The organism is Halomonas sp. THAF5a (assembly GCF_009363755.1).
Taxonomy (GTDB): Bacteria; Pseudomonadota; Gammaproteobacteria; order Pseudomonadales; family Halomonadaceae; genus Halomonas.
The window spans coordinates 2958226-2985093 of sequence record NZ_CP045417.1 but is presented as its reverse complement, the minus strand read 5'-3'; the positions used below and the strand labels follow the sequence as shown (position 1 = coordinate 2985093).

The 26868-nt window shown below is 68.4% G+C and carries 23 protein-coding genes; 20 read left to right on the top strand and 3 right to left on the bottom strand.

Going from position 1 to position 26868, the window contains the following annotated elements; translation table 11 throughout:
* Positions 1-22: 22 nt before the first annotated feature.
* Both FIU83_RS13535 and FIU83_RS13530 read right to left on the bottom strand, forming a co-directional pair.
* The gene (locus FIU83_RS13535) at positions 23-7393 is read right to left on the bottom strand and encodes an Ig-like domain-containing protein (protein WP_152484534.1); all 7371 of its coding nucleotides are present in this window, start codon (positions 7391-7393) and stop codon (positions 23-25) included.
* Between the two features lie 579 nt (positions 7394-7972).
* A complete protein-coding gene (locus FIU83_RS13530; RefSeq protein WP_152484533.1) occupies positions 7973-8371 on the bottom strand; it encodes a hypothetical protein in 399 nt (132 codons plus the stop codon).
* Between the two features lie 32 nt (positions 8372-8403).
* Between FIU83_RS13530 and FIU83_RS13525 the strand changes: the two genes are divergently transcribed.
* The 19 genes from FIU83_RS13525 to FIU83_RS13435 all read left to right on the top strand — a co-directional run bounded on the left by FIU83_RS13525 (position 8404) and on the right by FIU83_RS13435 (position 25227).
* Positions 8404-9330 (top strand): mannosyl-3-phosphoglycerate phosphatase, encoded by a 927-nt coding sequence (locus FIU83_RS13525; RefSeq protein WP_152484532.1) that lies wholly within the window; start codon positions 8404-8406, stop codon positions 9328-9330.
* Positions 9327-10547 (top strand): glycosyl transferase, encoded by a 1221-nt coding sequence (locus tag FIU83_RS13520; protein ID WP_152484531.1) that lies wholly within the window; start codon positions 9327-9329, stop codon positions 10545-10547. The genes FIU83_RS13525 and FIU83_RS13520 overlap by 4 nt, the downstream gene beginning before the upstream one ends.
* Positions 10548-10635: 88 nt before the next feature.
* The gene (locus FIU83_RS13515; protein WP_152484530.1) at positions 10636-12045 is read left to right on the top strand and encodes an MBL fold metallo-hydrolase RNA specificity domain-containing protein; all 1410 of its coding nucleotides are present in this window, start codon (positions 10636-10638) and stop codon (positions 12043-12045) included.
* A 180-nt stretch (positions 12046-12225) separates the two neighbouring features.
* The gene (locus FIU83_RS13510) at positions 12226-12810 is read left to right on the top strand and encodes a rhodanese-like domain-containing protein (RefSeq protein ID WP_152484529.1); all 585 of its coding nucleotides are present in this window, start codon (positions 12226-12228) and stop codon (positions 12808-12810) included.
* A gap of 69 nt (positions 12811-12879) precedes the next feature.
* The gene (locus FIU83_RS13505; RefSeq protein ID WP_253939474.1) at positions 12880-13353 is read left to right on the top strand and encodes a hypothetical protein; all 474 of its coding nucleotides are present in this window, start codon (positions 12880-12882) and stop codon (positions 13351-13353) included.
* A gap of 29 nt (positions 13354-13382) precedes the next feature.
* Positions 13383-13574 carry a DUF2892 domain-containing protein gene (locus FIU83_RS13500; RefSeq protein ID WP_152484528.1) on the top strand — a complete coding sequence of 64 codons (192 nt, stop codon included), beginning with the start codon at positions 13383-13385 and terminating at the stop codon, positions 13572-13574.
* Between the two features lie 273 nt (positions 13575-13847).
* The gene (locus FIU83_RS13495; protein WP_152484527.1) at positions 13848-14495 is read left to right on the top strand and encodes a peroxiredoxin; all 648 of its coding nucleotides are present in this window, start codon (positions 13848-13850) and stop codon (positions 14493-14495) included.
* A gap of 73 nt (positions 14496-14568) precedes the next feature.
* The gene (locus FIU83_RS13490) at positions 14569-15480 is read left to right on the top strand and encodes an MBL fold metallo-hydrolase (RefSeq protein WP_152484526.1); all 912 of its coding nucleotides are present in this window, start codon (positions 14569-14571) and stop codon (positions 15478-15480) included.
* A gap of 173 nt (positions 15481-15653) precedes the next feature.
* Positions 15654-16523, top strand: a complete 870-nt coding sequence (locus FIU83_RS13485) for an MBL fold metallo-hydrolase (RefSeq protein ID WP_152484525.1) — start codon at positions 15654-15656, stop codon at positions 16521-16523.
* Positions 16524-16580: 57 nt separating this feature from the next.
* On the top strand, positions 16581-17000 hold the full coding sequence (locus FIU83_RS13480) for a TIGR01244 family sulfur transferase (RefSeq protein ID WP_152484524.1): 420 nt from the start codon (positions 16581-16583) through the stop codon (positions 16998-17000).
* 55 nt (positions 17001-17055) lie between these two features.
* The gene (locus FIU83_RS13475) at positions 17056-18309 is read left to right on the top strand and encodes an FAD/NAD(P)-binding oxidoreductase (RefSeq protein WP_152484523.1); all 1254 of its coding nucleotides are present in this window, start codon (positions 17056-17058) and stop codon (positions 18307-18309) included.
* A gap of 30 nt (positions 18310-18339) precedes the next feature.
* On the top strand, positions 18340-20196 hold the full coding sequence (locus FIU83_RS13470) for a SulP family inorganic anion transporter (RefSeq protein ID WP_152484522.1): 1857 nt from the start codon (positions 18340-18342) through the stop codon (positions 20194-20196).
* Positions 20193-20384, top strand: coding sequence for a DUF2892 domain-containing protein (locus tag FIU83_RS13465; protein WP_152484521.1), 192 nt, complete (start codon positions 20193-20195; stop codon positions 20382-20384). Before FIU83_RS13470 ends, FIU83_RS13465 begins: the two co-directional genes overlap by 4 nt.
* 33 nt (positions 20385-20417) lie before the next feature.
* Positions 20418-20879 carry a YeeE/YedE family protein gene (locus tag FIU83_RS13460; RefSeq protein WP_152484520.1) on the top strand — a complete coding sequence of 154 codons (462 nt, stop codon included), beginning with the start codon at positions 20418-20420 and terminating at the stop codon, positions 20877-20879.
* Positions 20876-21304 carry a DUF6691 family protein gene (locus FIU83_RS13455; protein WP_152484519.1) on the top strand — a complete coding sequence of 143 codons (429 nt, stop codon included), beginning with the start codon at positions 20876-20878 and terminating at the stop codon, positions 21302-21304. Before FIU83_RS13460 ends, FIU83_RS13455 begins: the two co-directional genes overlap by 4 nt.
* A 135-nt stretch (positions 21305-21439) precedes the next feature.
* Complete coding sequence (locus tag FIU83_RS13450; protein WP_152484518.1) at positions 21440-22141, top strand: response regulator; 702 nt, start codon at positions 21440-21442, stop codon at positions 22139-22141.
* Positions 22138-23523, top strand: a complete 1386-nt coding sequence (locus FIU83_RS13445) for an ATP-binding protein (protein WP_152484517.1) — start codon at positions 22138-22140, stop codon at positions 23521-23523. Before FIU83_RS13450 ends, FIU83_RS13445 begins: the two co-directional genes overlap by 4 nt.
* 5 nt (positions 23524-23528) lie before the next feature.
* The gene (locus FIU83_RS13440; RefSeq protein WP_253939473.1) at positions 23529-24197 is read left to right on the top strand and encodes a cytochrome c; all 669 of its coding nucleotides are present in this window, start codon (positions 23529-23531) and stop codon (positions 24195-24197) included.
* Positions 24198-24210: 13 nt separating this feature from the next.
* On the top strand, positions 24211-25227 hold the full coding sequence (locus tag FIU83_RS13435) for a c-type cytochrome (RefSeq protein WP_152484515.1): 1017 nt from the start codon (positions 24211-24213) through the stop codon (positions 25225-25227).
* Between the two features lie 92 nt (positions 25228-25319).
* Here FIU83_RS13435 and dsbG read toward each other — a convergent pair whose 3' ends face one another.
* Positions 25320-26078 (bottom strand): thiol:disulfide interchange protein DsbG, encoded by a 759-nt coding sequence (dsbG, locus tag FIU83_RS13430; protein WP_152484514.1) that lies wholly within the window; start codon positions 26076-26078, stop codon positions 25320-25322.
* 249 nt (positions 26079-26327) lie between these two features.
* Between dsbG and FIU83_RS13425 the strand changes: the two genes are divergently transcribed.
* Positions 26328-26846, top strand: coding sequence for a copper chaperone PCu(A)C (locus tag FIU83_RS13425; protein WP_172976086.1), 519 nt, complete (start codon positions 26328-26330; stop codon positions 26844-26846).
* Positions 26847-26868: the final 22 nt, after the last annotated feature.

The following is a 26868-nucleotide window of genomic DNA, read 5'->3' as shown; positions in this document are numbered from 1 at the left end:
CGGTAGGCCGCCGTATTGCGATTCAAGCAATGAGTACATCTTCGGCAAGTGAGAAGTCGTTATACCAGATCTCATTCGACTCATCGTTTCTGGCGAAGACGAAGAATTCACCGCCCGTGGATTCGCCCACGGAATGAGTCGGCATTTGCGGGTCGATCATGTTCTCGTCGGGGCTGTCGCTTGAGACGAACCGGGTTCCCGGAGCGTTGGCATCAAACGAGAGTTCGGCGATAGGGGACGTCTTGAAGTGAATGTCGCCATACGGAGAGACGGCGTTTTCCTGGTAGAAGATGAAGATCTGATCACTGTCCTCATCGAACGCCAGGGTGGGTCGGCTCGCCTCGTAGCTCGCATCATGGACCAGCACGGGGGCCTCCCAGTTGCCGGGTACTCCCTTTACTGTCCAGATGGCATCCTGATCGTCCTTCATGGTCATGATGATGGCGTCGTCAGCCCACAATGCCGCCAGGTGGTTGTCCAGGCCGACCGCACCAGTGATGGTCTCGATCACCCAGCCGCTTGCATAGGCATCGGGCGTCGACGGCGTTGTCTGGTAGGCGAATTTCCAGAGTCCGGTCGCGTTATCGCCATAGACGAATCCGACATGGTCGACGCCGCCAATCTGGAAGGCCACGAAGTCGACCTTGTTGTCTCCGTTGCTGGCCGAGACGGTGGTCGGTCCACTGTCGACCAGCGCCGTATTCCAGGTCTCCAGACTCTCGGACGTGGGAAATGCGAGCTTAAGGCCACCCTCGCCGCCCGCAGAAGAGGGACCGATCAGGGAGACGATAGGATTCCCATTCTGGTCCAGGCCCAGTGACATTTCCGTGCTCTGTTGCCACTCTGCGCCCGTCAGTTTTCCACCTGCCCCGGCCAGCTGGATATCGGCCTGGATCTGGAATTCGCCGTTGACAGCGTCGTAGCCCAGCTTGAACAGGCGCGGATCCGACTCGCTGGGACCGAAGTTGAGGACGTATAGCGTGTCGGTTTCATCGTGCCAGGCGATGTCGGCACGGCGGCCGCTTGTCAACATCGTGGGGCTGGCCATGGTCCATCCCCCCAGGCTGCCGGGTTCGGGAATGGGCCCATCGAAGCGGTATACGTGCCAGCCCGACTCCTCAGGCAAAACGCTCCACCATTCGCCATCGTGATAGAAGCTCTTGTTGGCGTTGGTGTGAGAGAAGTTGCGTTTGTCGCTGGTGCTGAACTCGGTTGCGATGTAGGAAGTGTCACGCGCGTCGCCTGTTGCCTCGACGGTGATGCTGACGATGGCCTGGGAGCTCAGCAAGTGGCCATCCGAGGCGCGGTAGGTGAAGCTGTCGGTGCCGCTGAAGCCTGCTTCCGGGGTGTAGATCAGCGTGCCGTCGGACTGGACCGACAGGGTGCCGTTCATGGGCGCTGTGAGCGCACCCAGGCTCAGCGGGTCGCCATCGGGGTCGCTGTCGTTGGCGAGCACGGCGACCTGCACGGCGGTGTCCCAGGGAAGCGTGATGCTATCGTCGTTGGCGAGGGGGGCTTCGTTGCTCGGGTCGTCCACGGGAACGCTGTATTCGACGATCAGCCGCGGTGGGGAGCTGCCTTCTGCCGAGTCGAAGTCCCAGCCATCGGAGCCGGTGGGCAGGAAGGCCCAACCGAGGTTCAGTGCACCGTCGGCCCAGGCCTGCAGGCTCGACGAGACATCGAGGTGTGTCGTGCCGACGCCGATGAAACCCGTGTCGAGATCGGCCTGGGCCACGGCTTCGACGCCATCGGCCTGGATGCCGTTCTCGAGGCCGTTCCAGGTGGCGCCATCCCCCCAGGGCTGAAGCATGCGGTGGAGCGTGGCGCCGTCTCCCTTGCTGGTGGTCTCCACCACGAGCGTGGCGGAGAGGATGGTAGCGCCCAGGGGAATCTGCCCGGCCCCATCACCGAAGAGGTCATCGAAACGCAACAGGATCTGGACCTTACCGCCGTCGTCGCGGCTGTCGACATTGAGGGTCGTGGCGCTCGCCAGACTGGTGGCGGGCGCTGCCTCGCGAAGATAGGTGTCTGCCGTGCCGGCATATCCCTCGAGGCCCTGCTGGAACTGGACGGTCATGCTGGGCGGCGCCTCGACGGTCACGGTGACCGTGGCGGGCTCGCTTTGAAGCGCCCCGTCCGAGGCGCGGTAGGTGAAGCTGTCGGTGCCGGTGAAGCCCGCGTTGGGAGTGTAGGTGAGCGTGCCGTCGGCGTTGGCCGTGACGCTGCCGCTGGTCGGCTGGGTGAAGGCGCCGAGGCTCAGCGCATCGCCGTCGGGATCGCTGTCGTTGGCGAGCACGGCGATCTGCACGGCGGTGTCCGTGGCGGTGGTGATGCTGTCGTCGTTGGCGAGGGGTGCCTGGTTGGCCCCTTCGACGGTCACGGTGACCGTGGCGGGCTCGCTCTGAAGCGCCCCGTCCGAGGCGCGGTAGGTGAAGCTGTCGGTGCCGGTGAAGCCCGCGTTGGGAGTGTAGGTGAGCGTGCCGTCGGCGTTGGCCGTGACGCCGCCGCTGGTCGGCTGGGTGAAGGCGCCGAGGCTCAACACATCGCCGTCGGGATCGCTGTCGTTGGCGAGCACGGCGATCTGCACGGCGGTGTCCGTGGCTGTGATGATGCTGTCGTCGTTAGCGAGGGGCGCCTGGTTGGCCCCTTCGACGGTCACGGTGACCGTGGCGGGCTCGCTCTGAAGTGCCCCGTCCGAGGCGCGGTAGGTGAAGCTGTCGGTGCCGGTGAAGCCCGCGTCGGGGGTGTAGGTGAGCGTGCCGTCGGCGTTGGCCGTGACACTGCCGCTGGTCGGCTGGGTGAAGGCGCCGAGGCTCAGCGCATCGCCGTCGGGATCGCTGTCGTTGGCGAGCACGGCGATCTGCACGGCGGTGTCGGTGGCGGTGGTGATGCTGTCGTCGTTGGCGAGGGGCGCCTGGTTGGCCCCTTCGACGGTCACGGTGACCGTGGCGGGCTCGCTTTGAAGCGCCCCGTCCGAGGCTCGGTAGGTGAAGCTGTCGGTGCCGGTGAAGCCCGCGTCGGGGGTGTAGGTGAGCGTGCCGTCGGCGTTGGCCGTGACGCTGCCGCTGGTCGGCTGGGTGAAGGCGCCGAGGCTCAGCGCATCGCCGTCGGGGTCGCTGTCGTTGGCGAGCACGGCGATCTGCACGGCGGTGTCCGTAGCGGTGATGATGCTGTCGTCGTTAGCGAGGGGCGCCTGGTTGGCCCCTTCTACGGTCACGGTGACCGTGGCGGGCTCGCTCTGAAGCGCCCCGTCCGAGGCGCGGTAGGTGAAGCTGTCGGTGCCGGTGAAGCCCGCGTTGGGGGTGTAGGTGAGCGTGCCGTCGGCGTTGGCCGTGACGCTGCCGCTGGTCGGCTGGGTGAAGGCGCCGAGGCTCAGCACATCGCCGTCGGGATCGCTGTCGTTGGCGAGCACGGCGATCTGCACGGCGGTGTCCGTGGCGGTGGTGATGCTGTCGTCGTTGGCGAGGGGCGCCTGGTTGGCCCCTTCGACGGTCACGGTGACCGTGGCGGGCTCGCTCTGAAGCGCCCCGTCCGAGGCGCGGTAGGTGAAGCTGTCGGTGCCGGTGAAGCCCGCGTTGGGAGTGTAGGTGAGCGTGCCGTCGGCGTTGGCCGTGACGCTGCCGCTGGTCGGCTGGGTGAAGGCGCCGAGGCTCAGCGCATCGCCGTCGGGGTCGCTGTCGTTGGCGAGCACGGCGATCTGCACGGCGGTGTCCGTAGCGGTGATGATGCTGTCGTCGTTAGCGAGGGGCGCCTGGTTGGTTGGATCGTCGTCGGGAACACTGTATTCGACGATCAGTCGCGGTGGCGAGCTGCCCTCTGCCGAGTCGAAGTCCCAGCCATCGGAGCCGGTGGGCAGGAAGGCCCAACCGAGGTTCAGTGCACCGTCGGCCCAGGCCTGCAGGCTCGACGAGACATCGAGGTGTGTCGTGCCGACGCCGATGAAACCGGTGTCGAGGTCGGCCTGGGCCACGGCTTCGACGCCATCGGCCTGGATGCCGTTCTCGAGGCCGTTCCAGGTGGCGCCATCCTCCCAGGGCTGAAGCATGCGGTGGAGCGTGGCGCCGTCTCCCTTGCTGGTGGTCTCCACCACGAGCGTGGCGGAGAGGATGGTAGCGCCCAGGGGAATCTGCCCGGCCCCATCACCGAAGAGGTCATCGAAACGCAACAGGATCTGGACCTTACCGCCGTCGTCGCGGCTGTCGACATTGAGGGTCGTGGCGCTCGCCAGACTGGTGGCGGGCGCTGCCTCGCGGAGATAAGTGTCTGCCGTGCCGGCATAGCCCTCGAGGCCCTGCTGGAACTGGACGGTCATGCTGGGCGGCGCCTCGACGGTCACGGTGACCGTGGCGGGCTCGCTTTGAAGCGCCCCGTCCGAGGCGCGGTAGGTGAAGCTGTCGGTGCCGGTGAAGCCCGCGTCGGGGGTGTAGGTGAGCGTGCCGTCGGCGTTGGCCGTGACACTGCCGCTGGTCGGCTGGGTGAAGGCGCCGAGGCTCAGCGCATCGCCGTCGGGGTCGCTGTCGTTGGCGAGCACGGCGATCTGCACGGCGGTGTCCGTGGCGGTGATGATGCTGTCGTCGTTAGCGAGGGGCGCCTGGTTGGCCCCTTCGACGGTCACGGTGACCGTGGCGGGCTCGCTCTGAAGCGCCCCGTCCGAGGCGCGGTAGGTGAAGCTGTCGGTGCCGGTGAAGCCCGCGTTGGGGGTGTAGGTGAGCGTGCCGTCGGCGTTGGCCGTGACACTGCCGCTGGTCGGCTGGGTGAAGGCGCCGAGGCTCAGCACATCGCCGTCGGGATCGCTGTCGTTGGCGAGCACGGCGATCTGCACGGCGGTGTCCGTGGCGGTGGTGATGCTGTCGTCGTTGGCGAGGGGCGCCTGGTTGGCCCCTTCGACGGTCACGGTGACCGTGGCGGGCTCGCTCTGAAGCGCCCCGTCCGAGGCGCGGTAGGTGAAGCTGTCGGTGCCGGTGAAGCCCGCGTTGGGAGTGTAGGTGAGCGTGCCGTCGGCGTTGGCCGTGACGCTGCCGCTGGTCGGCTGGGTGAAGGCGCCGAGGCTCAGCGCATCGCCGTCGGGGTCGCTGTCGTTGGCGAGCACGGCGATCTGCACGGCGGTGTCCGTAGCGGTGATGATGCTGTCGTCGTTAGCGAGGGGCGCCTGGTTGGTTGGATCGTCGTCGGGAACACTGTATTCGACGATCAGTCGCGGTGGCGAGCTGCCCTCTGCCGAGTCGAAGTCCCAGCCATCGGAGCCGGTGGGCAGGAAGGCCCAACCGAGGTTCAGTGCACCGTCGGCCCAGGCCTGCAGGCTCGACGAGACATCGAGGTGTGTCGTGCCGACGCCGATGAAACCGGTGTCGAGGTCGGCCTGGGCCACGGCTTCGACGCCATCGGCCTGGATGCCGTTCTCGAGGCCGTTCCAGGTGGCGCCATCCTCCCAGGGCTGAAGCATGCGGTGGAGCGTGGCGCCGTCTCCCTTGCTGGTGGTCTCCACCACGAGCGTGGCGGAGAGGATGGTAGCGCCCAGGGGAATCTGCCCGGCCCCATCACCGAAGAGGTCATCGAAACGCAACAGGATCTGGACCTTACCGCCGTCGTCGCGGCTGTCGACATTGAGGGTCGTGGCGCTCGCCAGACTGGTGGCGGGCGCTGCCTCGCGGAGATAAGTGTCTGCCGTGCCGGCATAGCCCTCGAGGCCCTGCTGGAACTGGACGGTCATGCTGGGCGGCGCCTCGACGGTCACGGTGACCGTGGCGGGCTCGCTCTGAAGTGCCCCGTCCGAGGCGCGGTAGGTGAAGCTGTCGGTGCCGGTGAAGCCCGCGTCGGGGGTGTAGGTGAGCGTGCCGTCGGCGTTGGCCGTGACACTGCCGCTGGTCGGCTGGGTGAAGGCGCCGAGGCTCAGCGCATCGCCGTCGGGATCGCTGTCGTTGGCGAGCACGGCGATCTGCACGGCGGTGTCCGTGGCGGTGGTGATGCTGTCGTCGTTGGCGAGGGGCGCCTGGTTGGCCCCTTCGACGGTCACGGTGACCGTGGCGGGCTCGCTCTGAAGCGCCCCGTCCGAGGCGCGGTAGGTGAAGCTGTCGGTGCCGGTGAAGCCCGCGTTGGGAGTGTAGGTGAGCGTGCCGTCGGCGTTGGCCGTGACGCTGCCGCTGGTCGGCTGGGTGAAGGCGCCGAGGCTCAGCACATCGCCGTCGGGGTCGCTGTCGTTGGCGAGCACGGCGATCTGCACGGCGGTGTCCGTGGCGGTGGTGATGCTGTCGTCGTTGGCGAGGGGCGCCTGGTTGGCCCCTTCGACGGTCACGGTGACCGTGGCGGGCTCGCTCTGAAGCGCCCCGTCCGAGGCGCGGTAGGTGAAGCTGTCGGTGCCGGTGAAGCCCGCGTTGGGAGTGTAGGTGAGCGTGCCGTCGGCGTTGGCCGTGACGCTGCCGCTGGTCGGCTGGGTGAAGGCGCCGAGGCTCAGCGCATCGCCGTCGGGGTCGCTGTCGTTGGCGAGCACGGCGATCTGCACGGCGGTGTCCGTAGCGGTGATGATGCTGTCGTCGTTAGCGAGGGGCGCCTGGTTGGTTGGATCGTCGTCGGGAACACTGTATTCGACGATCAATCGCGGTGGGGAGCTGCCCTCTGCCGAGTCGAAGTCCCAGCCATCGGAGCCGGTGGGCAGGAAGGCCCAACCGAGGTTCAGTGCACCGTCGGCCCAGGCCTGCAGGCTCGACGAGACATCGAGGTGTGTCGTGCCGACGCCGATGAAACCCGTGTCGAGATCGGCCTGGGCCACGGCTTCGACGCCATCGGCCTGGATGCCGTTCTCGAGGCCGTTCCAGGTGGCACCATCCTCCCAGGGCTGAAGCATGCGGTGGAGCGTGGCGCCGTCTCCCTTGCTGGTGGTCTCCACCACGAGCGTGGCGGAGAGGATGGTAGCGCCCAGGGGAATCTGCCCGGCCCCATCACCGAAGAGGTCATCGAAACGCAACAGGATCTGGACCTTACCGCCGTCGTCGCGGCTGTCGACATTGAGGGTCGTGGCGCTCGCCAGACTGGTGGCGGGCGCTGCCTCGCGAAGATAGGTGTCTGCCGTGCCGGCATAGCCCTCGAGGCCCTGCTGGAACTGGACGGTCGTGCTGGGCGGTGCCTCGACGGTCACGGTGACCGTGGCGGGCTCGCTCTGAAGCGCCCCGTCCGAGGCGCGGTAGGTGAAGCTGTCGGTGCCGGTGAAGCCCGCGTCGGGGGTGTAGGTGAGCGTGCCGTCGGCGTCGGCCGTGACGCTGCCGCTGGTCGGCTGGGTGAAGGCGCCGAGGCTCAGCGCATCGCCGTCGGGGTCGCTGTCGTTGGCGAGCACGGCGATCTGCACGGCGGTGTCCGTGGCGGTGATGATGCTGTCGTCATTAGCGATTGGAGCGGCCACGCTCTACCTCCTTCTACTTTTCCATGCATCTCTACCCTCGTCTGCTGGAGGGGCACAAATGCAATTCCTCTGTGGTACAGGCCCGACAGTGAAAGACCGCGATGCTTGAATATCAAAATATGATGATAAAGATCAGCAAGGGAAACCTTTCTATGTTGACTAGTTGGTGGTGAGCGATTGTCGCGTCATGCTCTATTTTGTTGTTCAAGTTTCTCGTCTTTGACGCATTAATATCGTTGTTGTATTTACGCTCGACCGGGTGTCATGTGTCATCGCGTTCGCCGGATTCACCAAGATTTCGCCAGATTGGTGAGATGCTCCTTTCACCGCTGCGCTATCGGGACTCGCTGCCCTGGGCGGGGCGTGCCGCTCCAGGCTTGCTTCCTCTTGTCTGCGCGCGGAGGGATGCCGGTGACATCATGATTCTCCGGGTGAGCCGTTGGCATATTGCTCCACGTTAGGGGGTGACGCTCAGAAAGTTACAAAAATGTTGTGCTTGTTACAAAAGGTGATCGATTCAGTAACAAGCTAGACGGGGTTCTTGTAGTTGCTCGACACTAAACTGCCTAATTCTCCGTATCAAAATCTCAACGTCATATTAACCAATAGAGTGTTAGAAAATTGAGGCCAGGCGTGGACCTGGTAGGTCGTGACACCATCAATGATGCGCCACCAAACACCGATGGGAACTCGTATGCTGATGTTGCTTTGACGCTGTCTTTGGGATTTCGTGGCGAAAGAAGTGTGAGTCGTTTCATTTGGCACTGGTCCTTCTGCCTCTATCGTGCCGTCCAATGCGTTGCGGGTTATCTGTAAAACCGGGTTTGAACAGATACCATGTCTTCTACCGGTCCTGGTTTGCACCATGATGGGGCGTTCCCGTGTTTCTGGTTGGTGCAGTGCGATCTCAGTCGGCGTGCCACGTTCCGCGCAGGCGGGATCTGTTCCTTGATCTGGCACGCTTTCTGCAAGAGGCATGACGCGTCCACCATCCCGGAGCCGGACCCACCATGCCCTCGATATCCGCCTTGCCCCATGACCCCGCTCAGTCCCCCCGCCTGGTCTTCACCGATCTGGACGGCTCGCTGCTCGACCACCACAGCTACGACTGGGCCCCGGCCCGCCCCTGGCTCGACCGCCTGAAGGCCGAGGGCGTACCGGTGATCCCGGTGACCAGCAAGACCCGCAGCGAGCTGTTGCCGCTACGCCGCGAGCTTGGCCTCGAGGACGCTCCCTTCATCGCCGAGAACGGCGCCCTGGCCGGCCTGCCCCTCGCCTGGTGTCATGCCCGGCTGGACCGGGGGCCCGGCGCCGATGGCGTGGCGATCCGCACCCTGGGCGTCGACATCGGCTTCATCCGCCAGCGCCTCGCGGTCTGGCGGGAGCGGCTGGGGCTCGACTTCACCACCATGAGCGAGATGCCCCTGGAGGAGCTGGTCGCCTATACCGGGCTCGCCGAGCCCGAGGCTCGCCTGGCGCGGCTGCGCGAGGGCAGCGAGCCGCTGGTGTGGGAGGAGGGGGATGAGCGCCTGGCGACCCTGCGCGCGGGACTCGAGGGCGACGGCCTGCGCCTGGTGCGGGGCGGGCGCTTCTGGCATGTCACCGGCGACTGCGACAAGGGCCGCGCCGTCGCCTGGCTGACCGAGCGCTTCGCGGCGCTGCGGGGCCGGCGGCCTCGGACCCTGGCGCTGGGCGACGGCCCCAACGACATCGCCATGCTCGAGGTCGTCGACCAGGCGGTGGTGATCCGCGGCTGCCACGACCTGGCGGTGTCGCCGGATCAGGCGTCGCTCTATCGCAGCCGGGCCGCCGGGCCCACCGGCTGGGCCGAGGGGCTGACGCACTGGTGGGGGCGAGATGAGTGCCGAGGGAAGGCGTCGCCGGGGAGCGAGCCGGCGGCCAGGCGAGGATCCCAAGAAGACGGAGCAACGGCATGAGCGACTTCCACCAGAACGGCATCATCACCGACTTTCACAACCTGACCCGCCGGCCGGTCGACGCCCTGGAGGCGGAGCTGGTCGCCTTCTCCGAGCGCCGGCCCATGAGCCTGATCCTGCCGTCGCTGTTTTCCGAGCTCGAGGGACCGGCCCTCGACCATATCGTCGAGGAGATCGCCCGGGTGCCTTACCTCGCGGAGGTGGTGATCGGCCTGGATCGTGCCGATCGCGAGCAGTTCCTGCGCGCCCGGGCGTTCTTCGCCCGGCTCCCTCAGCACCACCGTATCCTGTGGCACGACGGCCCGCGGCTGCAGGCGCTGGATGCCGAGCTCGAGGCCCAGGGCCTGGCCCCCCAGCAGCCCGGCAAGGGGCGCAACGTCTGGTACTGCGGGGGCTACGTGCAGGCCTCGAACCGCGGCCGGGTGGTGGCGCTGCACGACTGCGACATCCTCACCTACGACCGGGGGCTTCTGGCGCGGCTCTTCTATCCGGTGGTCCATCCGCGCTTCAACTACGAGTTCTGCAAGGGCTACTACCCCCGCATCGCCGAGGGTCGGCTCAACGGCCGGGTCTCGCGGCTGATGGTCACGCCGCTGCTACGGGCGCTGAAGACGATCCACGGTCCCTTGCCCTACCTGGAGTACCTGGACAGCTTCCGCTACGCGCTCTCCGGTGAGTTCGCCATGCGCACCGAGGTGCTCGACGGCATCCGCATCCCCGCCGACTGGGGGCTGGAGATCGGCGTGCTCTCCGAGGTGCACCGCAACTACTCCACCAAGCGGCTCTGCCAGGTCGACCTGGCCGACGCCTACGACCACAAGCACCAGCCGGTCTGTGCCGAGGACGCCACGGGCGGGCTCAATCGCATGAGCCTCGACATCGCCAAGTCGCTCTACCGCAAGCTGGCTACCCAGGGCGTGACCTTCAGCGCCGAGGGCTTTCGCACGCTCAAGGCGACCTACTACCGCCTGGCGCTGGACCTGATCGAGGCCTACGACCATGACGCCGTGATGAACGGCCTGAGCCTGGACCGCCATGCCGAGGAGCAGGCCGTGGAGCTCTTCGCCGCCAACCTGCTGGAGGCCGGTCGCGACTTCCTGGACTATCCCCGCGAGCGCCCCTTCATTCCCAGCTGGAACCGCGTCAAGGCCGCCATTCCCGACCTGCCGGAGCGGCTCTGCCGGGCGGTGGAACGCGACCACGCCGGCGAGGTCTAGCCGCGTCGGCTCCGGCGTATCGCGTATCCGTTATGCTGGAAGGAGGGGGCGCGACGCTCCCCTCCACGCCAGCCACCGGGAGCGAGCCATGTCGACACTGACCTTTCAGGGTGCGGTCAAGGAAGTCACCGGGTCCCGCTACCTCCTCGAGGTAGACGGCGATCAGCACACCCACCGGCTGCTGCTGGAGTGCGGCCTTCACCAGGGCGGCAATGATGCCGACGCGGCCAACGCCCGCAGCTTCGGCCGCCTGCCCGGCGAGCTCGAGGCGGTGGTGCTCTCCCACGGCCACCTCGACCACTCGGGGCTGCTTCCGAAGCTCGTCCGCGAGGGCTACGACGGGCCGATCCACTGCACCCGCGGCACCCGCGACCTGCTCGAGATCATGCTCCAGGACGCCGCCTTCATCATGGCCAAGGACGTCGAGTGGGAGAACAAGTGGCGCACCCGCCACGGCAAGCCGCCGGTCGAGCCGCTCTACGAGCTCGCGGACGTGGAGCGCACCCTCGAGCTCTGCACCTCTCATGGCTATGGCCAGCCCGTGTCGCTTCCGGGCGGGGTCACCCTGGTGTTTCACGATGCGGGGCACATCCTCGGCTCGGCCATCGTCGAGCTGGCCGTGCCCTCGGGCGGGCAGACGCGGCGACTGGTCTTCTCGGGGGATCTCGGCAACCCCAGCTCGGTGCTGATGAAGGATCCCGTGAAGCTCCATGAGGCCGACCTGGTGCTGATGGAGAGCACCTATGGCGACCGCGACCATCGGCCTCTGGAGGAGACCCTCGAGGAGTTCGCCCGCGTGCTGGAGGAGACCCATGAGGCGGGCGGCAACGTGCTGATTCCCGCCTTCGCCGTGGGGCGCACCCAGGAGATCCTCTATCACCTGAGCGTGCTCTACCACGAGGGTCGGCTGCGCCAGCAGCTGGTGTTCCTCGACAGCCCCATGGCGATCAAGGTCACCGAGCTCTATCACCGCGCCCGCAAGTCCCTGGACCCCGAGGACCTCAAGGTGCTCAACGTGGCCGCCAGCGGCGATACCCACCGCTACCTGCCGATCCTGCGCATGACGCGCACGGTGGAGGAGTCGATGGCCATCAACCGCATCCAGGGCGGGGCGATCATCATCGCCGGCGCCGGCATGTGCAACGGTGGGCGCATCCTCCACCACTTCCGCTACAACCTCGAGAAGCCCAGTACCCGACTGGTGATCGTCGGCTTCCAGGCCGGCGGCACCCTGGGGCGCCAGATCGTCGACGGCGCCCAGCGGGTCCGTGTGATGGGCCAGGACCTGGCGGTCAAGGCCCGGGTGCACACCATCGGCGGCTTCTCGGCCCACGCCGGACAGACCCAGCTGCTGGGCTGGGTCGGCGCCTTCCGCCATCGCCCCCGGGTCTGCCTGGTGCACGGTGAGCCCGGCGCCCAGCAGGCGCTGCAGGCGCTCCTCCGGGAAGACGGCATCGAGGCCGAGATTCCCGGCTACGGCGATCGCCTCGAGCTGTAGGGCTCGCTCCCGCCTCGACATCGCAGGACCTCTCGCCACCCGGCCGGCGCGCCGAGTGGCGCAAGCGGGGTGGGCAACGATCGGAGTACGCGCCAGGTGCGGCGTCATGCCTCATGCGGCGGCGGCGATCATGGTCTAGATTGGTCCGCGAGTTAGGTTATTTGCTTAGAGGTTTTTGTTATGAAAATACGGCATGGTGTCGCGGGCTGCCTGCTCGCCGCAGTACTGGTCGCCGGTCCGTCCCTGGCCGAGGAGGCCGCGGCCTACCGGGAAACGCAGCTGGGCCTCTACGTCACCGCCAGCGAGGCCTATGCGCTGATGCAGGACAACGAGCGAGCCATCCTGATCGACGTGCGCGATCCCGTGGAGATCAAGTTCACCGGCTTCGCCGAGCCCACCGACATCCACGTGCCCTGGGTGCTGGCCGATCGCGACCACTTCAACGCAGAGGCCAAGACCTGGCCGATGGTCAAGAATGCCGACTTCGAGGCCCAGGTTCGCGCCGAACTGGAGGCCCTGGGCGTGGCCGAGGACGATCCGATCATCGTCATGTGCCGCTCCGGCTCCACCCGCAGCGCCCCCGGCGCCGACGTGATTGCCGAGATGGGCTTCCGCCAGGTCTATTCGGTCACGGATGGCTTCGAGGGCAGCAAGCTCAAGGAGGGGGTGTCCGAGGGCGTCCGCGCGGTGAACGGCTGGCGCAACTCCGGGCTGCCCTGGAGCTATGAAATCGATCCCGACGTCGCCTGGCGTCCGGCCGAGTGAATGTCCTCGGTAGGTCCTCCGTCGATGAGGGAGGACCGGCCATCATGAATGATCCAGTGAGGTGAGCAGATGACGATCAAGAAGCGACTGACCCTGGCCGCCGCGGCGGCCACGATCGGGTTCGCCGGCATGGCTGCGGCCGACAGCCACGGCGGCGAGACGCCGCAGGACCGGGCCCTGGTGATTCTCACCAGCGACTCGCTGCAGACCCAGGGCATGGCGATGATCCTCGCCAATGCCATGCAGCAGCAGGGCACCGACCTGCACATCCTGCTCTGCGACGCGGCCGGGGACCTGGCCGTCCAGGGCTACGCCAGTGCCGAGGCGATCAAGACGCCCCCTGCCAACCCGGCGGGCCAGGTCACGCCGGAGGGCATCCTGGGCATGCTGATGGACAAGGGCGCGAGCGTGGATGTCTGCGCCATCTATCTGCCCAACAGCGATCACGGCGAAGCGGAGCTTCGCGAGGGCGTCGGCGTGGCGGCCCCGGGGCCGATGGCCGAGATGATGCGTGATCCGGCCATCCCCGTGTACAGCTTCTGAGCGTCCGAAGCGAACCGAAGGAGTCTGTCATGAAGAGCAACGTGGGTGGCATCGACAAGATAGCCCGGATCGTGGTCGGCGCCCTGCTGATCCTGCTGGCCCTGACCGGCACCATCGGTGCCTGGGGCTGGATCGGCGTGGTACCGCTGGCCACCGGCCTGTTCAACTTCTGCCCGGCCTACAGCCTGTTCGGCATCAATACCTGCAAGCCGAAGAAGTAGTCCGCAACGCATCGAACCCTCGGTGTTATCCCAAGCGCCCGGCTCATCTGATGGACCGGGCGCTTTTTGCGTATCGCAGCACAGCGCGGCGACAGGTCGACATGGAGGCCCCGGGATGGGGCGTCGAGCGTCAGGGCGGACGAGTCCCTGGCACAGCCGGCGCTATCGGGCCTATCGAATGGCTCAATTGGCCGTATATGTGAAAAGTGAATAAAGTTATAACTGTTGTCGCGGTGAGGTTCTCTCACCTCCACCCCTCAGAGGAGAATGATCATGGAAACGCAAGTGCAACAACCTGCCATGCCCCAGCTGAACCGTCCGGCACCGGATTTCACCGCCAAGACCACCCACGGCGAGAAGTCGCTGGGCGACTACAAGGGCAAGTGGCTGGTGCTCTTCGCTCATCCGGCCGACTTCACGCCGGTCTGCACCACCGAGTTTTCCGCCTTCGCCACCCGTGCCGACCAGTTCAAGGCGCTCGATACCGAGCTGCTGGGTCTGTCCATCGATAGCGTGCATGCCCACATCGCCTGGACGCGCAGCATCAAGGAGAATTTCGGCATCGAGATTCCCTTCCCGATCATCGCCGACCTGAGCATGCAGGTGGCCAATGCCTACGGCATGATCCAGCCGGGTGCCAGCGACACCGCCGCCGTTCGCGCCACCTTCGTGATCGACCCGGAAGGCATCCTGCGCGCCATGGTCTACTACCCGATGTCCAACGGCCGCTCCGTCGACGAGATCCTTCGCCTGGTCAAGGCCCTGCAGACCAGCGATGCCAACGGCGTCGCCACGCCCGAGAACTGGCAGCCGGGTGACCAGGTCATCGTGCCGCCGCCCGCCACCGATGCCGAAGCCGAGGCGCGCAAGGACCAGGGCTATGACTACGTCGACTGGTACTTCTGCAAGAAGGACCTGTAAGTCCGACACTCCAGGCCCCGGCAGCCGCCGGGGCCCCTGGCCACGATCACGTTGCTTGACGTCAGGAGGCCACATGAAGACCTTTGAACTCTCTCCCGCCAGCGGTGCCGGCCAGCCGGATGTCGCCGGTTTCTTCGATCCGCGCACCTTCTCGGTGCAGTACGTGGTCAGCGACCCGGCCACGCGAAAGTGCGCGATCATCGACCCGGTTCATGACTTCGACGAGAAGTCGGGTGCCACCGCCACTCACCACGCCGACGAGCTGCTCGCCTATGTGCAGGAGCACGGGCTCGAGGTGGTGTGGGTGCTGGACACCCACCCCCATGCCGACCACTTCTCGGCCGCGCAGTACCTGAAGGAGAAGACCGGCGCGCCCACCGCCATCGGCGAGAAGGTGGTCGAGGTCCAGGCGCTCTGGAAGGAGATCTACCACTGGCCGGACTTTCCCGCGGACGGCTCCCAGTGGGATCGCCTGTTCGCCGAGGGTGACACCTTCCGCATCGGTGAGCTCGAGGCCCGGGTGATGTTCTCGCCGGGGCACACCCTGGCCTCGATCACCTACGTGATCGGCGATGCCGCCTTCGTTCATGACACGCTCTTCCAGCCGGACTTCGGCACCGCCCGGGCCGACTTCCCCGGCGGCGATGCCCATCAGCTGTGGCGCTCCATCCAGGCGATCCTGGCCCTGCCCGACGAGACGCGTCTGTTCACCGGTCATGACTACATGCCGAATGGCCGCGAGCCAGAGTGGGAGAGCACGGTGCGCGAGCAGTGCGAACGCAACAAGCACCTGGCCGGCCGCGTCACCGAAGACGACTACGCCGCCATGCGCGACCGGCGAGACAGCGAACTGCCGATGCCCAAGCTGATCCTGCACGCCCTGCAGGTGAATACCCGGGGTGGTCGTCTGCCGGCGCCCGAGGCGAACGGCAAGCGCTATCTGAAGATTCCGCTGGACGCCCTGGAGGGAGCCGCCTGGGAGTGACGCCGGCATGAGGCGAGAAGGGGGGCGAGGCCCATCGCACGGTCGGTGGGCCGTCGACGCCCAGGGGGTATGTAGGTCGGCCCCTATATCTCTAAAAGATCTAACCTTAGAATGTATAATGAGGTATTCTGAATCCTGCGACCGTACAGCGACATTCGACGGAGGTTCTTCCCATGTCCCCGCAGCCAGTGGTCACTCACTTCTTCGACGAACCGACCAACACCTTCAGCTACGTGGTGCAGGATCCTGACAGCCAGGCCTGCGCGATCCTCGATTCGGTCCTCGACTTCGACTACGCCGCCGGTCGCACCGACGTGCGCTCCGCCGACGAGATCATCGACTTCGTGAGAGACCACGGGCTCGAGGTCGAGTGGATCCTTGAGACCCACGTCCATGCCGATCATCTCTCCGCCGCCCCCTACCTGCACGGGGCGCTGGGGGGCAAGACCGGCATCGGCGCCAATATCACCGTGGTCCAGGAGGTCTTCGGCAAGGCCTTCAATGCCGGCACCGAGTTCGCCCGCGACGGCAGCCAGTTCGATCGCCTCTTCGAGGAGGGCGACACCTTCGCCATCGGCCACCTGGAAGGGCGGGTGATGCATACCCCGGGCCATACCCCGGCCTGCCTGACCTACGTGATCGGCGATGCCGCCTTCGTCGGCGACACCCTCTTCATGCCGGACTACGGCACTGCCCGCTGTGACTTCCCGGGCGGGGATGCCCGCGCCCTCTACCGCTCCATCCAGAAGGTGCTGGCCCTGCCGGCCGAGACCCGGCTGTTCCTGTGCCACGACTACAAGGCGCCGAATCGCGAGGAGTACCAGCACGAGACCAGCGTGGCGGAACAGCGTGCCCACAACGTGCATGTCCACGAAGGGGTCAGCGAGGACGAGTTCGTCCGGATGCGCACCGAGCGCGACGCCACCCTCGGCATGCCGCGCCTGATCCTGCCCTCCGTGCAGGTCAACATGCGCGCCGGTCAGATGCCGCCGGCCGAGGAGAACGGTCAGGTCTACCTCAAGGTGCCGATCGACAAGTTCTGAGGCCAGGGCGTCCCGCGCCCGAGGTCCCATGCACCATCATCCTTTTCAGGAGTGTTCATGCAGATTCGACAGCTCGAAAGCGGCTTCGCCATCGCCGACGCCGTGACCCCCGACGATCTCGACGAGATCGCCCGTCGCGGCTTCCGTTCGGTGATCTGCAATCGCCGTCCCGGCGAGGCGGAGGACCATCCCGACGACAGCCCCCTGCGCGAGCGGGCCTCCCGTCTCGGCCTTGAGTGGCGCTGCATCCCCGTGACGCCGGGCGACTACGGCGACGCCGACATCGCGGCCTTCGGCCAGGCCCTGGACACGCTGCCCACCCCGATCCTGGCCTTCTGCCGGACCGGCAAGCGCGCCGTGCATCTCTGGGCCCAGGCCCGCAGCCGTGAAGCCGGCTGTGACATCCCGGCGCTGCTGGACGCGGCACATGCCGCCGGTCACGACCCGCAGCCGATCCGCGAGCTGCTCAAGGCCTGACAGGCCCCTCTTACGTCAACGACAACGATAACGACCACGCTCCCGGAGCCACGCCATGCACCCTTCGACCCCCGAACAGTCTGCCCGTCACCACGATGTCGTCGTCATCGGCGCCGGGGCCGCGGGCATCGCCGTGACGGCGAGCCTCCTGAAGCGCCGCGGCGACCTGGACATCGCCATCGTCGATCCGGCCGAGACGCACAGCTATCAGCCCGGCTGGACCCTGGTCGGTGGCGGCGTCTTCCCGGCCGCCATCACCCGACGCCCCATGGCCGACGTGATTCCCGACAGGGCCAGCTGGTACGCGGTCGACGCCGATCGCATCGACCCCGCCGCCGGCGAGGTGGTGCTGGGCGACGGCCGCCGCCTCGGCTACACCCGGCTCGTGGTGGCACCGGGGCTGGTGATCGACTGGGGCGCCATCGAGGGACTGGAGCAGGCGCTGGGCCAGCACGGCGTGACCTCCAACTACCGTTTCGACCTCGCGCCCTACACCTGGTCGCTGGTGCAGTCGCTGGAGCGGGGCAGGGCGCTGTTCACCCAGCCGCCGATGCCGATCAAGTGTGCCGGGGCCCCGCAGAAGGCCATGTACCTCTCCTGTGACCACTGGCGTCGCCAGGGTCGCCTGGGTGACATCGACGTGAGCTTCTGCAATGCCGGGCAGGTGCTGTTCGGGGTGCCGGACTACGTGCCGGCCCTGGAGCGCTATATCGAGCGCTACGGCATCGAGACGGCCTTCGGGCATCGCCTGGTGGCCGTCGATGGTCCCTCGCGCACGGCGCGTTTCGCGGTGAGCGGCGAGGACGGCGAGCGGGAGGAGGAGCGGCCCTTCGACATGCTGCACGTGGTGCCCCCGCAGAAGGCGCCGGCCTTCATCGCGACGTCGCCGCTCGCCAACGAGGCCGGCTGGCTGGACCTGGATCCCGAGACCCTCCAGCACGCTCGCTACCCGGCGGTGTTCGGGCTGGGCGATGCCAGCGGCACGTCCAATGCCAAGACCGCGGCGGCGGTGCGCAAACAGGCGCCCGTGGTGGCGGAGAACCTGCTGGCCTCCCTGGACGGGGCGCCGCTGCCGGCCGCCTATCTGGGCTACGGCTCCTGCCCGCTGACCGTGGAGCGCGGGCGCATCGTGCTCGCCGAGTTCGGCTACGGCGGCGCGCTGCAGCCGAGCTTTCCCCGCTGGGTCAACGAGGGCACCCGGGCGACCCGCCGGGCCTGGTGGCTCAAGGCCAAGCAGCTGCCCTGGCTCTACTGGAACGGCATGCTCAAGGGGCACGAGTGGCTGGCGCGTCCCGCTCGCCGCGACTGAGCCAGGTACACCATTGATGATGAGACGCCCATGAACCTTTCCCGCTGGATTCCCCTGATCGGCTGGCTGCACGGCTATCGGCGCGATGCGCTCGCGAGCGACCTGCTGGCGGCGGTGATCGTGACGCTGATGCTGGTGCCCCAGGCGCTGGCCTACGCCCTGCTGGCGGGGCTTCCCCCGGAGGTGGGGCTCTACGCCAGCATGCTGCCGCTGGTCCTCTATGCGCTCTTCGGCACCAGCGCCACCCTGGCGGTGGGACCGGTGGCGGTGGCCTCGCTGATGACCGCCTCGGCGCTCGCCGGGATCGCGGCGCCGGGCAGCGCCGAGTACGTCGCCGCCGCCCTGGTGCTGGCCGCGCTCTCCGGGCTGGTGCTGGTGGCCATGGGCCTCTTGCGCCTGGGGTTTCTGGCCAACTTCCTGAGCCACCCGGTGATCTCGGGCTTCGTCACCGCCTCGGGCATCCTGATCGCCGCCAGCCAGCTGCGTCACATCCTGGGCGTGGAAGCGTCCGGCCATAACCTCGTGGCGCTTGGCTCGGCGCTGATCGCCGCGCTGGGCGACACCCACGCCATGACCCTGGCGATCGGCCTGGGCGTCTGGGCCTTCCTGCTGATCTGCCGGCGCTATCTCAAGGGCGGGCTCACCCGCCTGGGGCTGTCGACGACCGCGGCGGATCTGGTGGCCAAGGCCGCGCCGGTCTCGGCGGTGATCGTCACCACTCTGCTGGCCTGGGGACTGGGGCTCGGCGAGCGGGGCGTGGCCCTGGTCGGCGAGGTGCCGAGCGGCCTGCCGACGCTGGCGCTGCCGAGCCTCGATCCCGCGCTGTGGTCGAGCCTCTTGCCGGCGGCGGTACTGATCAGCCTGGTGGGCTTCGTGGAGTCGGTCTCGGTCGCCCAGACCCTGGCCGCCAAGCGTCGCCAGCGCATCGACCCCAACCGGGAGCTGATCGCCCTGGGGCTGGCCAACCTCGGCGCCGGTGGCAGCGGCGGCTCGCCGGTCTCCGGCGGCTTCTCGCGCTCGGTGGTCAACTTCGAGGCCGGCGCCGCCACGCCGCTCGCCGGCGCCTTCACGGCCCTGGGGATCGCCGTGGCGACCCTCACCCTGACCGCGCCGCTGGCCTTCCTGCCCAAGGCGACGCTCGCCGCCACCATCATCGTCGCCGTGGGCACCCTGATCGACCTGCCGGCGATCAAGCGCACCTGGGACTACTCCCGGGCCGACGGCGCGGCGATGCTGGCGACCCTGGCACTGACCCTGCTCCACGGCGTGGAGAGCGGCATCCTGGCCGGCGTCGGGCTGTCGCTGGGCCTGCATCTCTATCGCACCAGCCGCCCCCACAGCGCCGTGGTGGGGCGCGTGCCGGGCAGCGAGCACTTTCGCAATGTCCAGCGCCACGCGGTCGAGACCGACGAGCGCCTGGCGATCCTGCGCATCGACGAGAGCCTCTACTTCGCCAACGCCCGCTACCTCGAGGACACCGTGATGGCGCTGGCCGTCCGCCAGCCCGGGCTGCGCCACGTGGTGCTGGCCTGCCAGGCGGTCAACGTCATCGACGCCTCGGCGCTGGAGAGCCTCGAGGCGATCAACGCCCGCCTTAGGGACGCCGCCATCGCCCTGCACCTGGCCGAGGTCAAGGGGCCGGTGATGGATCGCCTGGTGCACACCGACTTCTGTCGGGCGCTGACCGGTCGCGTCTACCTGAGTACCTTCGATGCCTGGCGGGCGCTCCACGACGAGCGCGCCGCCGAGACCTCCTCGGCGGCCTGCGGCGGGGCCGGCCTCGCCGGCGCCGAGGCGTCACGCTCATCCGATCCGGGGCCCGACCCCGTCACCGGACACGTCCCCCTGGCCGGGCGTGTTCGCGCACCGCAAGGAGACACACCATGACCCGCAACGTCGGCGGCATCGACAAGCTCGCCCGCATCGTCATCGGCGCCGTGCTGATCGGCCTGGCCATCACCGGCCAGGTCGGCGCCTGGGGCTTCATCGGCCTGGTGCCGCTGGTTACCGGCCTGCTCGGCACCTGTCCCGCCTATCGCCTGCTCGGCATCAGCACCTGTCGGCGGCAGAAGTAAGCGACCACTGATTCTTTCAGGAGGACCCTTCACGTGGATTGGACGGCAAGCCTGCAGGGGCTGATCGGGGGCGTCCTGATCGGCCTCTCGGCCACCTGGCTGATGGCGACCCTGGGCCGCATCGCCGGCATCAGCGGCATCCTCGGCACCCTGATCACCCAGCGCCCCCGGGGCGACAGCGCCTGGCGGCTGGCCTTCCTGCTGGGCCTGGTCAGCGGGCCGGTCGCGTTGCTGCTCGCCGGCGGCGGGGCCGGCAACGTGGCGGGCGCGCCGGGCGAGGTGATCGGCGCCCCCGCCGGGGGCGTGCCGCTGATGCTCGCCGCCGGCCTGCTGGTGGGGCTCGGCACCGGGCTCGGCAGCGGCTGCACCAGCGGCCACGGCGTCTGCGGCCTGGCGCGGCTCTCGCCCCGCTCGCTGGTCGCCACCCTGACCTTCCTGGCGGCGGCGATCGTCACCGTCTTCGTCGTGCGCCACGTCATCGGTGGGGGAGCATGAGGCGCGAGACCGTAAAGACCCTGATGGGCTACGTCGCCGGGCTGCTCTTCGGCCTCGGCCTCGCCGTCTCCGGCATGACCGACCCGGCCCGGGTGCTGGACTTCCTCGATCTCGCCGGCGCCTGGGACCCGACCCTGATGTTCGTGCTCGGCGGGGCGGTGATCACCAACTTCCTCGGCTATCGATGGGTGCTGCGCCGCCCCCATCCGCTCGTCGGCGAGCGCTTCCAGCTGCCCACCCGCACCGACCTCGACGGCCGGCTGATCGGCGGCGCCGCCCTGTTCGGCATCGGCTGGGGGCTCTCCGGCTACTGCCCGGGGCCGGCCTTCGCCTCCCTCGCCGGGCTCTCCGCGCCGCTGGCCGCCATGCTGGTGGCGATGGTGCTCGGCTGGTTCGCGGCCCGGGCGCTCCCCGCCCGGGGCTGATCGTCCCTCCCGCCCGGACCTCCCCTCCCGCAGGGAGGCCGCGTTCGACCAAAGGACGGCCCGCCGGACGGCGCGACTTAACGCCCGCTTAATGGCCCGCTGACAAGATGACGCCGTTCACGAGGATCTCCTGTCATGCACGTACTGCTCATCGAGGATGACGCCCTGGTGGCGTCGGGCATCCAGGCCGGGCTCGGCGTCTACGACTTCGTCGTGGACACCGTGGGCACCCTGGCGGAGGCGCGCGCGGCCATGGAGACGGTGGCGAGCGACGTGGTGATCCTCGACCGCGGCCTGCCCGACGGCGACGGCATGACGCTGCTCGAGGAGTGGCGGGCGGCTGGCATCGACCTCCCGGTGCTGATCCTCACCGCCCGCGACGCGGTGAGCGATCGCATCGAGGGGCTGCACGTCGGCGCCGACGACTACCTGGTCAAGCCCTTCGACCTCGACGAGCTGGTGGCGCGGCTGCTGGCCCTGCTGCGCCGGGCCGCCGGGCGCGCCCAGGCGCTGGTCGAGCACGGCGCGCTCCGTCTCGACCCCGTCTCCCGGGAGGTGACGGTGGCGGGGCGGCCGGTGGCGCTGTCGCGCCGCGAGCTGGTGCTGCTGGAGGCCTTCCTCCAGGCGCCGCGCAGCGTGCTCAGCGCCGAGCAGCTCAAGGACAGCCTCTACGGCATGAACGGGGAGGTGGAGAGCAATGCCCTCAACGTTCACATCCACCACCTGCGTCGCAAGCTCGGCGGGCGGGTGATCGAGACGGTGCGCGGGCTCGGGTACCGGCTCGGTCCGCCCGAGGCGGTCGAGGCGCCGGCTCGCCCCGGGGCGGGTCGACCATGAGCCTGCGCACGCGACTGGTGCTGACCCTCGGGGTCACGCTGCTGCTGCTCTGGGGGCTCGCCGCCGCCTGGCTGATGCGCGATCTCTATCAGCAGGTCGAGGCGACCCTCGATCAGCGCCTCGCCCAGTCGGCGCGCATGGTCTCGGGACTGATGGCGCAGCTGCCGGTGGCGGTGTGGGAGCGGGCCGACCGGCGGGCGCTCTCCATCCCGCCCATCGAGGGGCTGGCCTGCCAGGTGCACTCCCCTCGGGGCGAGATCCTGGCGCGCACCCACAGCGACATGCAGGAGGTCCTCGAGGCCGGCGAGCCCGGGCACGCCTATCGCGAGGAGGGCGACATCACCTGGCGGGTGTTCACCTACCAGCGCAACGGCCTGACCATCACCACCGCCGATCGCATGGACGAGCGCGACCTGCTGATGCGCAACGTGCTGGAGGTGGCGGTGGTGCCCTTCGTGGTGGCGCTGTCCGGCAGCCTGCTGGCGCTGTGGCTCGGCGTGGTGCGAGGGCTCGCGCCGCTCGAGCGGCTGCGCGACGCCCTGGCGCGGCGCCACCCGGACGCCCTGGCCCCGGTGGCGACCCACGGCGTGCCCCGCGAGATCCGCCCGCTGGTGGATGCGCTCAACGGCCTGCTGGCGCGGATCCAGCAGGCCATCGTCCGCGAGCAGCGCTTCACCAACGATGCGGCCCACGAGCTGCGCACGCCGCTCACGGCCATCAAGACCCACCTGCAGGTGGCGCGGCGGGTCGAGGGCGAGGCGGCGCGCCGGGCGCTGAACCACGCCGAGGAGGGCGTGGCCCGGCTCTCCCGCACCCTGGACCAGCTGCTGATGCTGGCCCGGGTCGAGGGGCGGGTGCACTTCGAGGACGGCGAGGCCAGCCGCGCCGCCGACGTCGCGACGCTCGCCCTGCGCGACGCCGCGGCGAGCGAGCGGGCCCGGGTCACGCAGCCCGGCTCCTGGCCTGCGGGGGAGCTCGCAGTGCCCCGGGAGCTCGCCATCACGGCGCTGCGCAACCTGGTCGACAACGCACTGCGCCACGGGCCCGAGGGGAGCCCGGTGGCGATCTCCGTCCGACAAGATGCCTCGGACGGGACGCTGACCTTCGGCGTCAGGGATCACGGCCCCGGGGTCGCGGAGGCCGAGCTCGACCAGCTGGCTCGGCGCTTCTGGCGGGCCAGCCGCCGGCAGGGCAGCGGCCTGGGGCTCGCCATCGTGGCCGCCATCGCCGAGCGCTTCGGCGGCCAACTGGCATTTCGCCGCCCCGCAGGGGGCGGGCTGGAGGCGCGGCTGACGCTGCCGCTGATGACGGGACCGGCCTCGCCGGTCCGACCGGAATCCCGGCACGGGATCAACGACAATGACGAGGGGAAAGCCAGATGACGATCATGAGGATCACGACTGGCCTCGGGCTGTTGCTGGGGTTGGCGGCAGCTCAGGCGTCGGCGCCGCTATCGGCGCAGGCGGCCGGGCAGGCCTTGGAGGGCGACGCCGAGCGCGGCCAGCAGGCGGCCGCGACCTGCGTGGCCTGCCATCAGGCCGACGGCAGCGGCATGAATATCCCGGGGGGCGAGTCCTGGCCGCGCCTGGCCGGGCTGCCGGCGGCCTATATCGCCAAGCAGCTGCACGACTTCAAGGCGGGCCGTCGCCAGAACACCACCATGATGCCCTTTGCCACCATGCTCGACGACCAGCAGATCGCCGATGTGGCGGTCTACTTCAGCCAGATGCCGGTGACCGATGCCCAGGGCGGCGAGGGCGCCGACGCGGCGCTGCTGGCGCGTGGCGAACAGCTCGCCCTGCGCGGTGATTGGGACCAGTACATCGTGTCCTGCTCAAGCTGTCACGGCCCGAACAACCAGGGCGTGGGCGGGACCTTCCCCGGCATCGCCAGCCAGCATGCGGGCTACATCGAGGCACAGCTCAGGGCCTGGCAGGCCGGTGAGCGCAGCAATGATCCGCAGCACCTGATGGGCGCCATTGCCGAGCGGATGGGCGACGTGGACATCCGCGCCGTCTCGGCCTGGCTGGCCAATCAGTCCGTGGCGTCCGAATAAGGGGGAGCAGAGCATGACATATCTCAGGACAACCCTGGCCCTGGCCAGCGCGACACTGGCGGCCGGCATCAGCATGGCCGCCTGGGCAGACTACGAGCAGCTCGTCGAGATGGGCTATCCCGCGCCCGAGGAGGGCGAGCTGGTCCATGTGCCGCCGACCATGGCGGACCTCGAGGCGGCCGATCTGAATCCCGAGCTGAAGAAGGTCATCCGCCGGGGGTATGACCTCTTCACCAATACCCAGCAGCTGCGCGGCGAGAATGTCTTCAACGACATGAACTGCTCCAGCTGTCACCTCGGCGAGGGACGTCAGCCCTTCAGCGCGCCAATCTGGCCGGCCGCCGTGACCCTGCCGAACTTTCGGGGCAAGAACCAGCACGTCAACAGCCTCGAGGAGCGTATTGCCGGCTGCTTCGCCTACTCCATGAACGGCACGCCGCCGGCATACGGCAGCGATGACATGCTGGCGCTCTCCGCCTACCATCGCTGGCTCGCGACGGGCGCTCCCGTCTATCCCGATCAGCCGATTTACGGTCGTGGCTTCCCGGCACCGGAGCGCCCCGAGGAACTCAGCTACGCGCGTGGCGAGGCAATCTTCGCCGAGCAGTGTGCCATCTGCCACGGTGATGATGGCTCGGGTCTCTACCAGGAGGGTGAGTATGTCTTCCCGGCGACCTGGGGGGATGGCTCCAACAACTGGGGCGCCGGGATCGTGCGTACCCATACCGCGGCGGGATTCATCAAGAACAACATGCCGCTCGGCCAGCCGCTGTCGCTCAGCGACCAGGAGGCCTGGGACGTCGCCTACTTCATGACCCGCCAGGAGCGGCCCCAGGATCCTCGCTATACCGGCGATGTGGAGGAGACGCGCGAGATGTTCGGGCCCACCTTCCACAAGCACTCCAGCTACGGTCTGGTGCGCGATAGCGACGGTCACCGACTGGCCGACCACGCCAACTGGGGCGAAAAGGGCGAGACGGTCAAGCCCTGGAACGTCGGCCAGCCGCGCTTCGAAGATCTCGACGACTGATCTCCACCGCATGCTCTCGATGACGCGGGCCTCGCGAAAGCGGGGCCCGCGTCGTGAGATAGGAGCAGGATCGGTTGCTCCCTTCCGCGGCGTCAGGGACGCGGTGAGCCCATTATCTCGATCAGGCGCGCCTCCTGGGGGGCGCCCTGGACCCGCTCCAGGCGGCCGTCGTCGCCGCGATAGTAGGTGGTGGGCGTGGCCATCAGGCCGAGGCTCTCGAAGCGCTGGTTGTTGGCCCGCACCTGCTCCTCGATCTCCCGGGGCTGGGCCGAGGCCGCGATGCCGTCGTCGCTTCGCCGGTGCGCCTTAAGCGCCCGGGCGGGATCCTCGGCGCCGAGCAGGGCGGCGGCCTTGGCGGGGCTGTCGTGCTCCAGGATGCCGACCATGACATGGCGCAGCTGGACCCGGCCCGCCTCGACCCAGGGGCGGCTCTGCTCGTGGAAGCGCGCGCAGTAGGGGCAGTTGGGGTCGGTGAAGGTGTAGAGGATGCGCTCGGCGCCCGGGTCGCCGTCGCGGATCCAGTGGCTCTCTTCCAGCGTCTGCCACACCTCGGTCTCCTGGGCGCGGCGCACGTGCTCGTCCAGGGGCGCGGCGGAGAGGTCGTTGCCCTCGGCGTCGATCAGGGTGCCGACCACCGCATGCTCGCCATCCGGGGTGAGGTAGACGGCCATCTCGCGGCCGCGATGGCTGGCGGCGAAGCCTTCGAGCCCGCCGGGCGCCTCGAAGCGGGCGTGCACCTCGAGCCCCTCCGCTACCAGCGCCTGGATCGGCGCCGGCCAGGCGGTGTCGGCGGAGAGGGGGAGGGCGGCGGCCAGCGAGAGCAGGCCGGCCGTCAGGGAGAGGGGACGCATCGTGATCTCCTTGTGTGAGGCGCGGTGGTGACGCGCGTCGTCATGTCCCGGCGAAGGGGCGTGAGACGGCGTCACGGGTGACGAGGGGACCCCGCGCCGTGCTCCGAAGTTCCCATCCTGACACGCCGGCATTAGCCGTGGATTAATCCCTGCCGCCGCGTGCGGGACGCAATGTCGCAGCCCGCTCCCCGTCAACGGCCGGGCAGGGTAAGCTCGAGCTTTCCCCTTGAGCCCATGGAGTCGACCGACATGCGCCTCGCTGCCCGCCCGCTATTCCTGCTCTCTCTGCTCTCCCTGCCGCTGCTTGGTGTCGCCGCCCAGGCTGACGCCCTCACCGTCGAGGGCGCACACGTGCGCGCCGTGCCCCCCGGGTCGGCCACTACCGCCGCCTTCATGACGCTGACCAATCCAGGCGAGACGGACCGGGCGCTGGTTGGCGGCGCCTCGCCGCTGGCCGGCCACCTGGAGCTGCACAACCACGTGATGGTCGACGGCGTGATGCAGATGCGCCGGGTCGAGGCGATCCCGCTGCCGGCCGGCGAAAGCGTGCGACTGGTGCCGGGCGGCTGGCACCTGATGATGTTCGAGCTGGCCGCCACCCCGGTCGAGGGCGAGCGCGTCGAGCTGACCCTGACCCTCGACAACGGTGAGACGATGACCCTCGAGGCGCCGGTCCAGCGGGTGCAGCCGATGGAGATGTCGGACCAGGCCGGCACGGGTCACGACGACATGGCCCATGGTGAGATGGGCAAGCATTCGGCGCACTGATCACGCCCGTTGGCCATTCCCG

What these genes read in the sequence shown, in the direction of transcription:
- FIU83_RS13530 (WP_152484533.1), bottom strand. Translation starts at nt 8,371, where the DNA reads ATGCCTCTTGCAGAAAGCGTGCCAGATCAAGGAACAGATCCCGCCTGC.
- FIU83_RS13525 (WP_152484532.1), top strand. Translation starts at nt 8,404, where the DNA reads ATGCCCTCGATATCCGCCTTGCCCCATGACCCCGCTCAGTCCCCCCGC.
- FIU83_RS13520 (WP_152484531.1), top strand. Translation starts at nt 9,327, where the DNA reads ATGAGCGACTTCCACCAGAACGGCATCATCACCGACTTTCACAACCTG.
- FIU83_RS13515 (WP_152484530.1), top strand. Translation starts at nt 10,636, where the DNA reads ATGTCGACACTGACCTTTCAGGGTGCGGTCAAGGAAGTCACCGGGTCC.
- FIU83_RS13510 (WP_152484529.1), top strand. Translation starts at nt 12,226, where the DNA reads ATGAAAATACGGCATGGTGTCGCGGGCTGCCTGCTCGCCGCAGTACTG.
- FIU83_RS13505 (WP_253939474.1), top strand. Translation starts at nt 12,880, where the DNA reads ATGACGATCAAGAAGCGACTGACCCTGGCCGCCGCGGCGGCCACGATC.
- FIU83_RS13500 (WP_152484528.1), top strand. Translation starts at nt 13,383, where the DNA reads ATGAAGAGCAACGTGGGTGGCATCGACAAGATAGCCCGGATCGTGGTC.
- FIU83_RS13495 (WP_152484527.1), top strand. Translation starts at nt 13,848, where the DNA reads ATGGAAACGCAAGTGCAACAACCTGCCATGCCCCAGCTGAACCGTCCG.
- FIU83_RS13490 (WP_152484526.1), top strand. Translation starts at nt 14,569, where the DNA reads ATGAAGACCTTTGAACTCTCTCCCGCCAGCGGTGCCGGCCAGCCGGAT.
- FIU83_RS13485 (WP_152484525.1), top strand. Translation starts at nt 15,654, where the DNA reads ATGTCCCCGCAGCCAGTGGTCACTCACTTCTTCGACGAACCGACCAAC.
- FIU83_RS13480 (WP_152484524.1), top strand. Translation starts at nt 16,581, where the DNA reads ATGCAGATTCGACAGCTCGAAAGCGGCTTCGCCATCGCCGACGCCGTG.
- FIU83_RS13475 (WP_152484523.1), top strand. Translation starts at nt 17,056, where the DNA reads ATGCACCCTTCGACCCCCGAACAGTCTGCCCGTCACCACGATGTCGTC.
- FIU83_RS13470 (WP_152484522.1), top strand. Translation starts at nt 18,340, where the DNA reads ATGAACCTTTCCCGCTGGATTCCCCTGATCGGCTGGCTGCACGGCTAT.
- FIU83_RS13465 (WP_152484521.1), top strand. Translation starts at nt 20,193, where the DNA reads ATGACCCGCAACGTCGGCGGCATCGACAAGCTCGCCCGCATCGTCATC.
- FIU83_RS13455 (WP_152484519.1), top strand. Translation starts at nt 20,876, where the DNA reads ATGAGGCGCGAGACCGTAAAGACCCTGATGGGCTACGTCGCCGGGCTG.
- FIU83_RS13450 (WP_152484518.1), top strand. Translation starts at nt 21,440, where the DNA reads ATGCACGTACTGCTCATCGAGGATGACGCCCTGGTGGCGTCGGGCATC.
- FIU83_RS13445 (WP_152484517.1), top strand. Translation starts at nt 22,138, where the DNA reads ATGAGCCTGCGCACGCGACTGGTGCTGACCCTCGGGGTCACGCTGCTG.
- FIU83_RS13440 (WP_253939473.1), top strand. Translation starts at nt 23,529, where the DNA reads ATGAGGATCACGACTGGCCTCGGGCTGTTGCTGGGGTTGGCGGCAGCT.
- FIU83_RS13435 (WP_152484515.1), top strand. Translation starts at nt 24,211, where the DNA reads ATGACATATCTCAGGACAACCCTGGCCCTGGCCAGCGCGACACTGGCG.
- dsbG (WP_152484514.1), bottom strand. Translation starts at nt 26,078, where the DNA reads ATGCGTCCCCTCTCCCTGACGGCCGGCCTGCTCTCGCTGGCCGCCGCC.
- FIU83_RS13425 (WP_172976086.1), top strand. Translation starts at nt 26,328, where the DNA reads ATGCGCCTCGCTGCCCGCCCGCTATTCCTGCTCTCTCTGCTCTCCCTG.